This is a genomic window from Sphingomonas sp. UYEF23 (assembly GCF_040546165.1).
Lineage (GTDB): Bacteria > Pseudomonadota > Alphaproteobacteria > Sphingomonadales > Sphingomonadaceae > Sphingomonas > Sphingomonas glacialis.
In genome coordinates this window covers 318359-332157 of sequence record NZ_JBEPNG010000002.1, presented here as the reverse complement: position 1 = coordinate 332157, position 13799 = coordinate 318359, and the positions used below count along the sequence as shown (strand labels likewise).

Below are 13799 nucleotides of genomic sequence, written 5' to 3'. Positions count from 1 at the left end.
GGCCGGAGGAACATGATCATGTTCAAGCGCACTCTCTTGATCGCGACCGCCCTCGCCCCCGCGTTGCTTGTCGGCGCATGCGCCGGCACGCAGAATCGCGGGCTCGAATCGGTCCATCAGCCGGTCGTCAGCCGCAGCGACTATGCGCTCGACGTCGCGACCAGCGGCGGTGACCTCGCACCCGGCGAAGAACAGCGCCTCGCCGGCTGGATGGCCTCGCTCCACGTCGGCTATGGCGACCGAGTCGCGATCGACGATCCCAACCCGTATGGCGTGGGCGTGCGTGAGGCGGTGGCGCGCCAGGTGGCGCACTACGGCTTGCTCGTCTCGGACGACGCGCCCGTCACCAACGCGCCGATCACCGCGGGCACCGTCCGCGTCGTGGTGACGCGGATGAAGGCGAGCGTGCCCGGTTGCCCCGATTTCAGCCGTGATAGCTCGACCGATTTCGAGGCGAACACGTCCTCGAATCATGGCTGTGCGAGCAACGCGACGCTCGCTGCGATGATCGCCAACCCGGCCGATCTCGTGCTCGGCCAGACGGGCAACGGCGTCGCCGATCAGTCCGCTTCGGCAAAGGCGATCGACAGCTTCCGCAAGGCCCCGCCGAGCGGCGCCGGCGGCACCACCATCAAGGCCGAAAGCGCCGGAGGCAAATAATGAACGCACCGTTCAATCCCGGCCGGATGGGTCTTCGCGATCCCTTCTCCGCTTATGTCTGCGACGAGACCACCGCCGAGACGCTACGGCCGATCGTCACCGAAATGGGCTGGGCGCCCGAAAAGGTGAACAAGGGCGGCCTGCGCAACGCGGTGCAATCGCTCTCGGTCTCGGCCTCGCCGCAGATCCTGTTCGTCGATCTGTCCGAAAGCGGCGACCCGCTCAACGACATCAATGCGCTTGCCGAAGTGTGCGAGCCCGGCACCGTCGTGATCGCGGCGGGCCAGGTCAACGACGTCCGGCTCTATCGCGATCTCGTCGTCAGCGGAATCCAGGATTATCTGCTCAAGCCGCTCAACCCCGACATGCTGCGCGAGGCCTTCACAAACGCGCAGGCGATCCTCAACGCGCCGAAAGCGGTCGAGGCGGGGACCGAGCGTCCGCACATCTCGACCGCGTTTATCGGCGCGCGCGGTGGCGTCGGCGCGTCGAGCCTGGCGACCTCAGTCGCCTGGGTGCTGAGCGAAAAGGGCGCGCGGACGACTGCGTTGCTCGATCTCGACGTGCATTTCGGCACTGGCGCGCTGTCGCTCGATCTCGAGCCCGGCCGCGGCCTGACCGACGCGATCGAGAATCCCAGCCGAATCGACGGGCTGTTCATCGAACGCGCGATGGTCAAATCAAGCGAGCGCCTGTCGGTGCTGTCGGCCGAGGCGCCGATCAATTCGCCGCTGATGACCGACGGATCGGCCTTCTACCAGTTGCAGGAGGAAATGCGCGCCGCGTTCGAATGCACCGTGGTCGATCTGCCGCGCACCATGCTGGTCCAGCATCCGCACTTGATCTCGGACATTCAAGTAGCGGTGATCGTCACCGAACTAACGCTGGCGGCCGCCCGCGACACGATCCGGCTGCTGTCGTGGATGAAGTCCAACGCGCCGCAGACGCAAGTCGTGGTCGTCGCCAACCGCGTCCAGCCGGTCGCGCAGCTCGAGATCAGCCGCAAGGACTTCGAGGGCTCGATCGAGCGCAAGATCGATTTCAGCATCGTGTTCGATCAAAAGCTCGCGGCGCAGTCCGCCAAGCTCGGCAAGCCGTTCGCCGAGGCGGGCAAGGGTTCGAAGACGATCCTGCCGATCATCGACCTCGCGACGAAATTGATGGCGGTCGGCGATTCGGCCGAGTCGATCGATACCGGCAGCAAGAAGAAACCTGCCGCAAAGGGCACTTCGCTCGTCGGCAAATTCGACTTCAAGGCGCTGGTGTCGCGCAAGAAGAAGGCGTGAAGCCACGCCGATGTCGGTTTTTGGGTCAGTTTTTGGGGGCGCCGTAAACGCCGTCGTAACGAAGCGGAGCGCTTGATAGGCTCATGGACTTGATGCCCATTCTTTCGCTGGGTGGCGGCGCGCTGATCATGCTGATGCTGGTCGCGTTCGCCTTTGCCGGCCCCTCGCCCGAACGCGCTCGAACGCGGCGTGTCGCGGCGATGCGCGCGCGCCACGGCGATTCGGCCAATACGCTGGTCGACGCCCAGATGCGCCGCATCTCGTCGCTGCAAGGCACCAAGATGGATGCTGCCGCGGCGCGCTTCCTGCCCCGCCCTGCCCTGCTCAAGAAGCGGCTGGCGATGACGGGCAAGACCTGGACCGTCGGCCAATACGGCATGGCGACGATCGGCATCGTGATGGGCGTGACGATCCTGCTGTCGATCATCGGGTTGCCGGTGCTGCTCGGGCTGCTGCTCGGCGTCGTGATCGGGGGTGGCGTGCCGCACATGGTCGTCGGCTTCTTCATCAAGCGCCGCATCGCGCAATTCACCAGCAAGTTTCCCGATGCGATCGAGTTGCTCGTGCGCGGCCTGCGCTCGGGCCTGCCGATCACCGAGACGATCGCCGTCGTCGGCGCCGAAGTCGACGGTCCGGTCGGCGTCGAATTCAAGAGCATCACCGACAAGATGAAGATCGGCCGGACGATGGACGCGGCGCTCCAGGAAACCGCCGACCGGCTCGGCACGCCCGAATTCCAGTTCTTCGTCATCACCATCGCAATCCAGCGCGAAACGGGCGGCAATCTGGCCGAAACGCTCGCCAACCTCGCCAATGTGCTGCGCATGCGCAGTCAGATGAAGTTGAAGATCAAGGCGATGTCGTCGGAGTCGAAGGCGTCGGCCTATATCGTCGGATCGCTGCCGTTCATCGTGTTCGGCATGATCTGGATGATCAACGGCAGCTACATGCAGAACTTCTTCATCGACCAGCGGCTGATGGTCGTCGGCGGCGGGGGGCTGCTCTGGATGGGGCTTGGCGCCTTCATCATGAGCCGCATGGTCAATTTCGAGATCTGATGCGATGAACCCACTCAATCATCCCGCTGGCCCCGTCATCCTTGGCGTCAACGTCTTCACCGTCGCGACCTTCCTCGCCGGCATCGCCGCGTTCATGGTGCTGCTCGCGGTCTATGCCGCGACCACCGCGCGCGACCCGATGACGAAGCGCGTCAAGGCGCTCAACGACCGGCGCGAGCAGCTGAAGGCGGGCATCACCGCCTCGACCAAGCGCCGCGCCAAGCTCGTCACCAAGAACGAGACGACCGACCGGATCAAGGCGCTGCTGTCGGGCCTCAAGGTGCTCCAGGACAGCCAGGTCAAGGCGGCGCAGGTCAAGCTGATGCAGGCCGGCATCCGCTCGAAGGAATATGCCGTCGCGGTGATCTTCGGCCGGCTGATGCTGCCGCTCACCTGGGGCGTGTTCGGCGTCTATGTCGTGTACGGCACCGAGATGTTCGCCGGCTGGACGCCGTGGAAGGCGTACGCGCTGGTCGCGGTGAACTTCGTGCTGTCGTACAAGGCGCCGGATATCTACCTCAACAATCTCGTCACCAAACGCTCCCAGGCGATCCAGAAGGGCTTGCCCGACGCGCTCGACTTGCTGGTGATCTGTGCCGAAGCGGGACTCACCGTCGACGCCGCGTTCAACCGCGTCGCGCGCGAACTCGGCCGCGCCTATCCCGAACTGGGCGACGAATTCACCCTCACCGCGATCGAACTCGGCTTCCTGTCGGAACGGCGCCAGGCGTTCGAGAACCTCGCCCAGCGCGTCAAGCTCGATGCGGTCAAGGGCGTCGTCACGACGATGATCCAAACCGAGAAATACGGCACGCCGCTGGCGTCTGCGCTTCGTGTGCTGTCGGGCGAGTTCCGCAACGAACGCATGATGCGCGCCGAGGAAAAGGCCGCGCGCCTCCCCGCGATCATGACGATCCCGCTGATCCTGTTCATCCTGCCGACGCTGTTCGTCGTCATTCTCGGCCCGGCGGCCTGCTCGATCTCCGACGCGTTCAACCATTGACGACAGCGGCGGCAGGGGTGCCGGCAAGCGCCCTTGCCGCACGACGCGCTTACCGGCATTTTATCCCGCGACGTTCTGTCGAGGGATCAGGCCATGCTGTTTACTACATCGGAGCAGTTCGTCGTACTGACGGTCGTGCTGTTGAGCGGGTGGCTGATCGGGTTTGCCAGCGCACCGAATGCCGCCAAATGGAAACGGCGCGCGCGGGCGCAGGCCGACAGCTATGCGGCCTATCACCGCGATGCCGAGGACAAGCTCCGCGCGGCGCAGCAGCGCGCGACCGACCTGAAGGACGAGCTTGCGTCGCTCTGCGCCGACCATGCCGACGCCGAGCAGGCGATCGCGCGGCTGCGGAGCGGCGCGAAGCACGATGTCACGCCAGAGGTCGTGCCAGCGACGGTTGCGCCGCCCCACGAGCCTGTTGTCGAAGCGGACAACGGCATCCCCCACGCCAGAGTCGATCCGCGCCCGGGGCGCGAGGATCTGACGCGGATCCGCGGGATCGACGCGCTGCTTGCGACGCGGCTGTTCAGCCTCGGCTTGGTGCGGTTCGAGGATATCGAGAAGCTCTCGACCGCCGACGAGGTCGCGCTCGAGCAGCGGCTCGCGTTGCCAGCGGGGCTGATCGCGCGCGACGAATGGCGCGCGCAGGCTGCGGCGCTTCGCGCCGGATCGGCGGATGCGCCGGGGGAAAACGTCGAAACGGGCGCACTGCAGGCGCCTGAGGTACCGCCTCCACCACCAGCCTGAAGACGGCTGGCGACCCCCCTCCCCCGCTATGCGGAGGAGGGTTTCGGGAGCATGGCGCGCAACGCGGTGCGGCGGAGCCCGCTCAGCCCTGCTTTGCCAGCGCCGCCTGCGCCGCCGCCAGCCGCGCGATCGGCACGCGGTACGGCGAGGCCGAAACGTAGTCGAGCCCGGTCGCCTCGCAGAACGCGATGCTCGCCGGGTCACCGCCATGCTCGCCGCAAATGCCGAGCTTGATCCCAGGACGCGCCGCGCGCCCACGCTCCGCCGCCATCTCGATCAGCTGCCCGACGCCCTCGACGTCGAGCGAGACGAACGGATCGCGCGCGTAGATGCCGCGCTCGACATAGGTGGTGAGGAAGCGCGCGGCGTCGTCGCGGCTGACGCCGAGCGTGGTCTGCGTCAGATCGTTGGTGCCGAACGAGAAGAACTCGGCCGACTCGGCGATCTCGCCCGCCATCAGGCAGGCGCGCGGCAGCTCGATCATCGTGCCGACGAGGTATTCGATGCGGTGCCCCTTGTCGGCGAACACGGCTTCCGCCGCCTTGTCGACCACGGCCTTCATCAGCTCGAGCTCGCGCGCGGTGCCGACCAGCGGGATCATCACCTCGGGGATCGGTGCCGCGCCCGATTTGACCGCGACCTCGATCGCCGCCTCGAAGATCGCGCGCGCCTGCATCTCGTAGATTTCGGGGTAGGTCACGCCGAGGCGGCAGCCGCGATGGCCGAGCATCGGGTTGAACTCGTGGAGCTCGGCAGCGCGACGCTTGAGCACGTCGATATCGATCCCCGCCGAACGCGCGACCTCGGCGAATTCGGCTTCCTGGTGCGGCAGGAATTCGTGGAGCGGCGGATCGAGCAAGCGAATCGTGACGGGCAGACCCGCCATCACCTCGAACAGCTGGACGAAATCGCTGCGCTGTGCGGGCAGCAGCTTGTCGAGCGCGGTGCGGCGGCCGGCTTCGTCCTCGGCGAGGATCATCTGGCGGACGTCGGTGATGCGTTGCGCATCGAAGAACATGTGCTCGGTGCGGCACAGACCAATGCCCTCGGCGCCGAACTCGCGCGCGACCTTGGCGTCGAGCGGGGTCTCGGCATTGGCGCGGACTTTCAGGCGGCGCACGCCGTCGGCCCAGACCATCAGCGCGGCGAAATCACCCGACAGTTCGGGCTGCACGGTCGGCACTTCGCCCGCCATCACTTCGCCGGTGGTGCCGTCGATCGTGACGAGATCGCCCTCGCGGATCGTCCGGTCGCCGACCTTCATCACGCCGGCCTTGGCGTCGATCGAGATCGAGCCGGCGCCCGAAACGCACGGCCGCCCCATGCCGCGCGCGACGACGGCGGCGTGGCTGGTCATCCCGCCGCGTGCCGTCAGGATGCCGCGCGCCGCGTGCATGCCGTGAATGTCCTCAGGCGAGGTCTCGGTGCGGATCAGGATCACCGAGTCGCCAGCGTTCGCGCGCTTCTCGGCGGTGTCGCTGTCGAACACCGCTTGCCCCGAGGCAGCGCCGGGCGATGCGGGCAAGCCCTTGGTCAACACGTCGCGTGGCGCCTTGGGGTCGAGCGTCGGGTGGAGCAACTGGTCGAGCGCGGCAGGATCGATCCGCTGGACGGCTTCCTCGCGCGTGATCAGCCCTTCCTCGGCCATGTCGACCGCGATCTTGAGCGCGGCCTTGGCGGTGCGCTTGCCCGAGCGCGTCTGGAGCATCCACAGCTTGCCCTGCTGCACGGTGAATTCGATGTCCTGCATGTCGCGGTAATGCGTCTCGAGCAGGTCGAACACCTTGGCGAGCTCGGCGAACACCACCGGCATCGCTTCTTCCATCGACAGCGGCTTGGCACCCGCCGCCTCACGCGCCGCGGTGGTGAGGTATTGCGGGGTGCGGATGCCGGCGACGACGTCCTCGCCCTGCGCGTTGATCAGAAACTCGCCGTAATAGGCGCGGTCGCCCTTGGCGGGGTCGCGCGTGAACGCGACGCCCGTCGCCGAGGTGTCGCCCATGTTGCCGAACACCATCGCCTGGATGTTGACCGCGGTGCCCCACGATGCGGGGATGTCGTTGAGGCGGCGATAGACCTTGGCGCGCTCGGACTGCCACGAGCCGAACACCGCGCCGACCGCGCCCCACAGCTGATCGTGGACGTCCTGCGGGAAGGGCTTGCCCCACTGCTTTTCAACGAGCGCCTTATATTCGGCGACGAGCGCGCGCAGATCATCGGCGGTGAGATCGGTGTCGAGGAAGTAGCCGCGGTCCTCCTTGGCGATTTCGAGCGCTTCCTCGAACGCGTCATGGTCGAGCTCGAGCACGACGTCCGAATACATCTGGATGAAGCGGCGATAGCTGTCCCACGCGAAGCGCGCGTCGCCGCTCGTGGTGGCGAGGCCCTCGACGGTCTGGTCGTTGAGGCCGAGGTTGAGCACGGTGTCCATCATGCCCGGCATCGAGGCGCGCGCGCCCGAGCGGACCGAGACGAGCAGCGGATCGGCAGCATTGCCGAAGCGCTTGCCCGTCACGCCCTCGATATGCGCGATCCCGGTGGCGACTTCGTCGCGCAGGCCTTGCGGAAACTGCCCGCCCTCGTCGTAATAGACCTCGCAGAAATCGGTCGAGATGGTGAAGCCCGGCGGCACCGGCAGGCCGATCGACGCCATCTCGGCCAAGTTCGCGCCCTTGCCCCCCAGCAGGTTGCGATCGCCCTTGCCGCCGTCCGAAACGCCGCCGCCGAACCGATATACGTACGTCATGGATATTCCCTACTCAGTGCCTGGGTTTTCGCTGGGGAGGCGTCGGCAAAAGTCGCGGTATGATCACATCATCGCGGGGGCTAGCCCTCGATCTTCGAGAAGTCGGCCACGTTGTGCACCGCAGCACGAACGCGATCAAGCAGACCGAGCCGTGCCGTGCGCTTGGCGGGTTCAGGGTCGTTGACGATGACGCTTTCGAAGAACGCGTCGATCGGGGCGCGCAGGGTTGCGAGCGCGGCCATCGCGGCTTCGAAATCCTCGCGCTCGATTGCGGCCGAGGCTGCCGGTTCGGCCGCGTCGAGCGCGGTGGCGAGTGCGGTTTCGGCAGGTTCTGGCGTGTAGGACAGCGAAATGTCCGTCGACCCGGCGAAGGCCGGGGCCGCTGCGTTCGTGTCCGCCGGTGTGTCCGATTTCAGGCCGGCCCCGGCCTGCGCCGGGGCGACGAAGCCCTCCTTCTTCAGGATATTCGCCGCCCGCTTGTAGCCGGCGAGCAAATTCGCCCCATCCTCGGTCCCGACAAACCCCTGCAACGCCCGCACGCGCGCGAGCAGGCGGACGAGATCGTCCTCCCCCCCGAGCGCGAACACCGCGTCGATCAGGTCGTGCCGGACGCCAGCTTCGCGTTGCTGGACTTTTAGGCGGTCGGCGAAGAAATCGACCACTCGCTGACGAGCCGGTTCGACAACGCCGTCCAACACGCGCACCTTGGTTTCTTCCGAAAGCGCACGATCTTTAGCGACCTGCTCTAGCTCACGAACAATGTCCGCGTTGAAATCATAACCCAAGCGTCCGAGCGCTGCTGCAGCCTCACTTGCGTCTGATATCGCAGCAGCAGCTACCTCACGGCAAACTATGACGGTCATCGGTATAGTCAGGGGCCAGTTGAGGCCAATCCGAAGGTGGTTTCGTTGAATCAGGTCGATTGAACCCAGGGCAGCACGCCTGAGAGCGAACGGATCGCGTGAACCGGTTGGTGCCATGTCCTTTAGAAAAAAGGTACCAATCGTATCCAGCTTGTCCGCCAAGCTCACCGCCACCGTCACCGGGTCCGTCGGCACGTCATCGCCCTGCCCGACCGGCTTGTAGTGATCGCGGATCGCCGCGGCGACGGCGGGGTGCTCGCCTTGCGCGGCGGCGTAATAGCCGCCCATCAGGCCCTGCAGTTCGGGGAATTCGCCGACCATGCCGGTGACGAGATCGGCCTTGCACAGGCGCGCCGCGCGCTCGGCGAGGTCGGCCAGATCCGTCGCCCCGGCGGAGGCCGGGGCCGCTGCGTTCGTGGCACCCGGTTCGCCCGACACCTCAGCGGCCCCGGCCTTCGCCGGGGCGACGATGTTTTGCTCCACCAGCCACCGCGCGAGCTTGGCGACGCGGTCGACCTTGTCGGCGACCGTGCCGAGCTTTTCGTGGAACACGATCCGGTCGAGCTTGGCCGCCTGCTCTTCGAGCGGCACCTTGAGATCGGTCTCGTAGAAGAATTTCGCGTCGGACAGCCGCGCCGCGAGCACCTTGCGGTTGCCCTCGACGATCTTCGCGCCGCCATCGGCCGCGTCGATATTGGCGGTGCAGATGAACGCGTTCGCCAAAGCGCCGTCGGCCGAGCGGCACACGAAATACTTCTGGTTCACGCGCGCCGTCAGCTGGATCACCTCGGGCGGCACCTCGAGGAACGCTTCGTCGAAGCGGCCGAGTAGCGGCACCGGCCATTCGGTGAGGCCAGCATTCTCGCTCAGCAGCCCTTCGTCCTGCACCAGCTCGAGCCCGGCCTTGCGCGCGGCCATCGTCGCGCCGAGCGCGATGATCTGGCGGCGTTCGGCCTGGTCGACGATCACATGGCAGGCGCGCAATTTCTCGACATAGTCGTTCGCGTTGCCGATCGTGATGACGTGCGGATGGTGGAAGCGATGCCCGACGGTCGCGGCGCCGCTGGTGATGCCGGCGATCTCGCAATCGATCACGTCGTCACCGAACAGAGCGACGATGCCCTGCAGCGGGCGAACCCAGCGCAGCGATTCCATCGTGGTCGAGCTGGCACCCCAGCGCATCGCCTTGGGCCAGGGGAAGGCGCGGACGATCGCGGGGATCGCTGCTGCCAGCACGTCGGCGGTGGCGCGGCCGGGCTTGTCGATCACCGCGAACAGGATGCCGTCGCGCTCGACGAGCTGCTCGCGCGTCAGGCCGGTCTTGCGCAGGAATCCTTCGAGCGCCTGCGGCGGGGCACTGGTCTTGGGGCCCTTGGTCTCTTCCGACACGGCGGCGGTCTGCGCGGGGAGATCGCGCGCGATCAGCACCAGGCGGCGCGGCGTGGCGTAGGTCTGCAGCGCGCCGGGCTGGAGGCCAGCCTTGGCGAGCTCGGCGGTGAAGAGCTTGGCGAGATCCTCACGCGCGCGATCCTGCATCCGCGCGGGGATTTCCTCGGAGCGCAGCTCCAGCAGAAAGTCCGTCATGCGCACACCCCGTCAGCGATCGAAACGCAACGGCTTCGCGTCTTCGCGTCTTCGCGTAAAAAAGAAATTTGGTTCACGCGAAGGCGCGAAGACGCGAAGAAACTCTTCTTCTCCGCGTCTCCGCGTCTCCGCGTGAACAAGAAATTTGGTTCTCGCGGAGACGCGGAGACGCGGAGAGCCGAAGGAAGAGGCAGAGTGCCTGCGGCGCTGGCCATCACGCGGCGTTCCAGGCGGGATACTCGGCCTTCCAGCCCTCGGCATTCTTGTCCATCCACGCCTGGCAGCTGCCCTTCGCGAGATCGCGCACGCGGCCCATATAGGCCTGGCGCTCGGCGACCGAGATCACGCCGCGCGCCTGCAGCAGGTTGAACACGTGGCTCGCCTTGATCGCCTGCTCGTACGCCGGGATCGGCAGCTTGGCGGCAAGGCTGTTCTCGCACTCGGCGACATGCTTGCGGAAGGCGTCGAACAGGCTGTCGGTGTCGGCGACCTCGAAGTTCCAGGTCGACATCTCGACCTCATTCTCGTGGAACACCTCACCATACGTCACGCCGGCATCGTTGAACGCCAGGTCGTACACATTGTCGACATTCTGCACGTACATCGCGAGCCGCTCCAACCCGTAGGTGAGCTCGCCCGCGACGGGCTTCATGTCGAAGCCGCCCATCTGCTGGAAATAGGTGAACTGGGTGACTTCCATCCCGTCGCACCACATTTCCCAGCCGAGCCCCCACGCGCCGAGCGTCGGGCTTTCCCAATCGTCCTCGACGAAGCGGATGTCGTGGACGAGCGGATCGATCCCGATCGCCGCGAGGCTGCCGAGATACAGCTCCTGCAGGTTCGACGGGCTCGGCTTCAGGATCACCTGATACTGGTAATAATGCTGCAGCCGGTTGGGGTTCTCGCCATAGCGGCCGTCGGTCGGGCGGCGGCACGGCTGGACAAAGGCGGCGTTCCACGGCTTGGGGCCGAGCGCGCGCAGCGTCGTGGCGGTGTGGAACGTCCCCGCCCCCATCTCCATGTCATAGGCCTGGAGAATGAGGCAGCCATGCTGGCTCCAGTATTCGTGGAGCTTGAGGATCATGCCCTGGAAGCTGAGGGGTCTGTCGGTCACGATGTCGGTCACGGGGGGGCTTTGGCGCAGGGCGACGGGAATTTCAACCAGGGGTTGGGCTTTGCCGCCCCCGGTCAGCCTGCACTGACCTTTTGTAAGGGCTTCTTGACATGGACACGACTCACTGTCATTTAGTCATGGACAGCTGACAGAGTGTCAGTGTCGCATGATGGAGGGACCGATGTACGATCATCCAGCAAGCCCGACTTCGCCGCTCGCTTGACGATGCGGCTCCGATGGAAACCAATATGAAGAACCGCTTGAAGGTGCTGCGCGCCGAACGCGACTGGAGCCAGGCCGAGCTTGGCGGCCGGCTCGGCGTATCGCGGCAGGCGGTCAACGCGATTGAAACCGGCAAATACGATCCGTCGCTGCCGCTCGCGTTCAAGCTGGCGCGCCTGTTCGAAATGCCGATCGAGGAGATTTTCGATGACCAGACCGAAGATAGCCATGCCGCAGAATGACATCGGCCCCGGCGAAGCCGCCGATCGCGCGCGCTCGCGCCGCACGTTCATCACCTTCGCCGTGCTCAGCGTGCTCGGCGGTGCGGTCGGTTTCACTGCCGCGCTGATCGAGCCGCACGAGGCGACGCTCACCACCGGCGGCTCGCTGCCGGCGTGGTTCGCGATCATTGCCGCGCTGCTGCTGATCGGCGCGGTGACGGCAGGCAGCCTCGTCTATTACCGCACGATCGACGAGCTCCAGCGGCTCGACAATTACTGGGCCGCGACGATGGGCGCCAACGTGCTGCTGATGGCCTATCCCGTCTGGCTGATCCTCTGGAAGGGCGGCCTCGTCCCCGCCCCAGATGCGATGACGCTGTATCTCGCGGTGCTGGTCTCGACCGGCCTCGCTTATGCCTGGCGCAAGCTGCGCTGACCTCGCCACACCTTTAAGAAGGATCGAACCATGAAGACGCTCGATTTCGGGCAGACGGTGATCACGCTCGCCGCACTGCTGCTCGCCGCCAACACCGCGCCGCAAGCTCCTGCCCCTGCCTCGGCGGCGCCCGCGCCCGTCGCCACCGTTCCCGCCGACCCCGCGCTCTGGGTGGTCAAGGACAAGGACACGACGATCTATTTGTTCGGCACGGTCCATGCGCTCAAGCCGAACCTCAGCTGGTTCGATTCGGCGGTGCGCAAGGCGTTCGACGCGAGCGGGCAGCTCGTGCTCGAAATCCCGTTGCCCACGCCCGAGCAGGCGCAGAAGGTGATCGGACCGCTCGCGATGGACCCGACCGGCCCCACGCTGACGCAGAAGCTCCCCGAAAAGAGCCGCGCGGCCTACGCCGCCGCGCTCGCCAAGCTCGGCGTTCCCGCCGCCGCGCTCGATCGCTTCGAGCCATGGTTCGCTGCGGTGACGATGTCGCAGATCTCGCTGCAAAAGGCGGGCTACAGCGCCGCCGACGGCGCCGAGATGGCGCTCGATGCTGCCGCCAAGGCCGCGGGCAAGCCGGTCACCGGGCTCGAGACGCTCGAACAGCAGCTCGGCTATTTCCACGATCTGCCACAGGCCGACCAGATCGCCTTCCTGCTCGAAAGCGTGAAGGACCTCGACAAGTTCGACACCACGATCAACGCGATGGTCGACAAATGGAAAGCCGGCGACGCCGAGGGCTTGAGCAAGCTGATGAACGAGGATCTGACCGGGCAGAAGAATCTCTACAAGGTGCTGCTGGTCGATCGCAACGCGCGCTGGGCGACCTGGATCGATTCGCGGATGAAGACGCCGGGTACGGTGTTCATCGCGGTCGGCGCTGGGCACCTCGCGGGCAAGGACAGCGTCCAGGCGCAGCTCGCCAAGCATCGCATCGTCGCGACGCGGATCCGCTATTGATCCGCGCAGGTCTCGCGATCGGACTTGCCCTGGCGCTCGCCGCGTGCGCGAAGGTGCCCGACACGCCCGCGCATCCAGCACTATGGCGCGTGGCGGACGGCGATACGACGATCTGGCTGTTCGGATCGATCCACGCGCTGCCGCCCCGCGTCGCCTGGCAGACGCCCACGGTGGCGGGCGCGATCGCGGCGGCGGACACGCTGATCCTCGAAGTGCCGCCCGGCGACGACGCCGCAGCGCGCGCGCAGTTCCTGGCGCTGGCCGAGCAACCGGGTTTGCCGCCGGTGCTAGACCGGGTGGCGGCGGCCGATCGCGCGACGCTCGCGCGTGGCATGGCGGTCGCGGGGCAATCGCCGGAAACGCTTGATCGGTTGAAGACCTGGGCGGCGGCGCTGACGATCAGCGCCGGGGCCGGACATCTCTCCGACTCCGGCGCCGCCAACGGCGTCGAGGCGGTGCTGACGCGGGCATTCGCCGGCAAGGCGATCGGTGCGCTGGAGAGCCGCGAGGGGCAATTGCGCATGTTCGATCGCCTCCCCGCCGAGTCGCAGCGGGTGTTGCTGATCGCTGCAGCGCGCGACGCCCTCTCGGCGGCGAAGGGCGATGCCGCCCTGCGCACCGCGTGGATGGCCGGCGATGCGGCGGGGCTAGCCGCCGATGTCGCGCCGTTACAGCGCGATCCGGCGATGGAGGCGGCGCTGGTGACCGATCGCAACGCCCGCTGGGCGAGCGCGATCGTGCGTCGGCTGGCGCGGCCGGGGCGGGTGTTCGTCGCGGTTGGCGCGGGGCATCTGGTAGGGCCGGGGTCGGTCGTTGCGATGCTGCAGGCGCGGGGACTGAAGGTCGAGCGGGTCGAATAGGATAACGGGCGGGCGATATCGTGCGAAGGCTCACCCTCC

At 66.6% G+C, this 13799-nt stretch carries 12 protein-coding genes; 9 read left to right on the top strand and 3 right to left on the bottom strand.

What is annotated here, in order from left to right; translation table 11 throughout:
• Positions 1-18: 18 nt before the first annotated feature.
• The 5 genes from ABIB28_RS04790 (at position 19) to ABIB28_RS04770 (ending at position 4757) form a co-directional block, all read left to right on the top strand.
• Positions 19-660, top strand: a complete 642-nt coding sequence (locus tag ABIB28_RS04790; protein ID WP_354286758.1) for a CpaD family pilus assembly protein — start codon at positions 19-21, stop codon at positions 658-660.
• Complete coding sequence (locus ABIB28_RS04785) at positions 660-1946, top strand: pilus assembly protein CpaE (protein WP_322160206.1); 1287 nt, start codon at positions 660-662, stop codon at positions 1944-1946. The genes ABIB28_RS04790 and ABIB28_RS04785 overlap by 1 nt, the downstream gene beginning before the upstream one ends.
• A gap of 83 nt (positions 1947-2029) precedes the next feature.
• Entirely contained in the window at positions 2030-3004 is a 975-nt protein-coding gene (locus ABIB28_RS04780) for a type II secretion system F family protein (protein ID WP_354286756.1), read from the top strand.
• Between the two features lie 4 nt (positions 3005-3008).
• A complete protein-coding gene (locus ABIB28_RS04775) occupies positions 3009-4007 on the top strand; it encodes a type II secretion system F family protein (RefSeq protein WP_354286754.1) in 999 nt (332 codons plus the stop codon).
• Between the two features lie 93 nt (positions 4008-4100).
• Positions 4101-4757, top strand: coding sequence for a helix-hairpin-helix domain-containing protein (locus ABIB28_RS04770; protein WP_354286752.1), 657 nt, complete (start codon positions 4101-4103; stop codon positions 4755-4757).
• Positions 4758-4839: 82 nt separating this feature from the next.
• Here ABIB28_RS04770 and ppdK read toward each other — a convergent pair whose 3' ends face one another.
• The 3 genes from ppdK to ABIB28_RS04755 all read right to left on the bottom strand — a co-directional run bounded on the left by ppdK (position 4840) and on the right by ABIB28_RS04755 (position 11064).
• Complete coding sequence (ppdK, locus tag ABIB28_RS04765) at positions 4840-7503, bottom strand: pyruvate, phosphate dikinase (protein ID WP_354286750.1); 2664 nt, start codon at positions 7501-7503, stop codon at positions 4840-4842.
• Between the two features lie 80 nt (positions 7504-7583).
• Positions 7584-9950: a glycine--tRNA ligase subunit beta gene (gene glyS / locus ABIB28_RS04760; protein WP_354286748.1), complete on the bottom strand. Its 2367-nt coding sequence runs from the start codon at positions 9948-9950 to the stop codon at positions 7584-7586.
• A 214-nt stretch (positions 9951-10164) separates the two neighbouring features.
• A complete protein-coding gene (locus tag ABIB28_RS04755) occupies positions 10165-11064 on the bottom strand; it encodes a glycine--tRNA ligase subunit alpha (protein ID WP_354287123.1) in 900 nt (299 codons plus the stop codon).
• 248 nt (positions 11065-11312) lie between these two features.
• Here ABIB28_RS04755 and ABIB28_RS04750 point away from each other — a divergent pair, with 248 nt between their 5' ends.
• From ABIB28_RS04750 to ABIB28_RS04735, 4 genes are read left to right on the top strand one after another with little or no spacing between them, the layout of a single operon-like run.
• Positions 11313-11528: a helix-turn-helix transcriptional regulator gene (locus ABIB28_RS04750; protein ID WP_133189689.1), complete on the top strand. Its 216-nt coding sequence runs from the start codon at positions 11313-11315 to the stop codon at positions 11526-11528.
• Positions 11494-11943, top strand: a complete 450-nt coding sequence (locus tag ABIB28_RS04745; protein WP_354286746.1) for a hypothetical protein — start codon at positions 11494-11496, stop codon at positions 11941-11943. The genes ABIB28_RS04750 and ABIB28_RS04745 overlap by 35 nt, the downstream gene beginning before the upstream one ends.
• Positions 11944-11973: 30 nt before the next feature.
• Positions 11974-12900 (top strand): TraB/GumN family protein, encoded by a 927-nt coding sequence (locus ABIB28_RS04740; RefSeq protein ID WP_354286744.1) that lies wholly within the window; start codon positions 11974-11976, stop codon positions 12898-12900.
• Complete coding sequence (locus ABIB28_RS04735) at positions 12897-13760, top strand: TraB/GumN family protein (RefSeq protein ID WP_354286742.1); 864 nt, start codon at positions 12897-12899, stop codon at positions 13758-13760. The genes ABIB28_RS04740 and ABIB28_RS04735 overlap by 4 nt, the downstream gene beginning before the upstream one ends.
• Positions 13761-13799: the final 39 nt, after the last annotated feature.

Bases quoted from the DNA above. Each gene is read 5' to 3' on its own strand.
- ABIB28_RS04780 (WP_354286756.1), top strand. From the start codon at position 2,030: ATGGACTTGATGCCCATTCTTTCGCTGGGTGGCGGCGCGCTGATCATG.
- ABIB28_RS04745 (WP_354286746.1), top strand. From the start codon at position 11,494: ATGACCAGACCGAAGATAGCCATGCCGCAGAATGACATCGGCCCCGGC.
- ABIB28_RS04750 (WP_133189689.1), top strand. From the start codon at position 11,313: ATGAAGAACCGCTTGAAGGTGCTGCGCGCCGAACGCGACTGGAGCCAG.
- ABIB28_RS04785 (WP_322160206.1), top strand. From the start codon at position 660: ATGAACGCACCGTTCAATCCCGGCCGGATGGGTCTTCGCGATCCCTTC.
- ABIB28_RS04770 (WP_354286752.1), top strand. From the start codon at position 4,101: ATGCTGTTTACTACATCGGAGCAGTTCGTCGTACTGACGGTCGTGCTG.
- ABIB28_RS04790 (WP_354286758.1), top strand. From the start codon at position 19: ATGTTCAAGCGCACTCTCTTGATCGCGACCGCCCTCGCCCCCGCGTTG.
- ppdK (WP_354286750.1), bottom strand. From the start codon at position 7,503: ATGACGTACGTATATCGGTTCGGCGGCGGCGTTTCGGACGGCGGCAAG.
- ABIB28_RS04740 (WP_354286744.1), top strand. From the start codon at position 11,974: ATGAAGACGCTCGATTTCGGGCAGACGGTGATCACGCTCGCCGCACTG.
- glyS (WP_354286748.1), bottom strand. From the start codon at position 9,950: ATGACGGACTTTCTGCTGGAGCTGCGCTCCGAGGAAATCCCCGCGCGG.
- ABIB28_RS04775 (WP_354286754.1), top strand. From the start codon at position 3,009: ATGAACCCACTCAATCATCCCGCTGGCCCCGTCATCCTTGGCGTCAAC.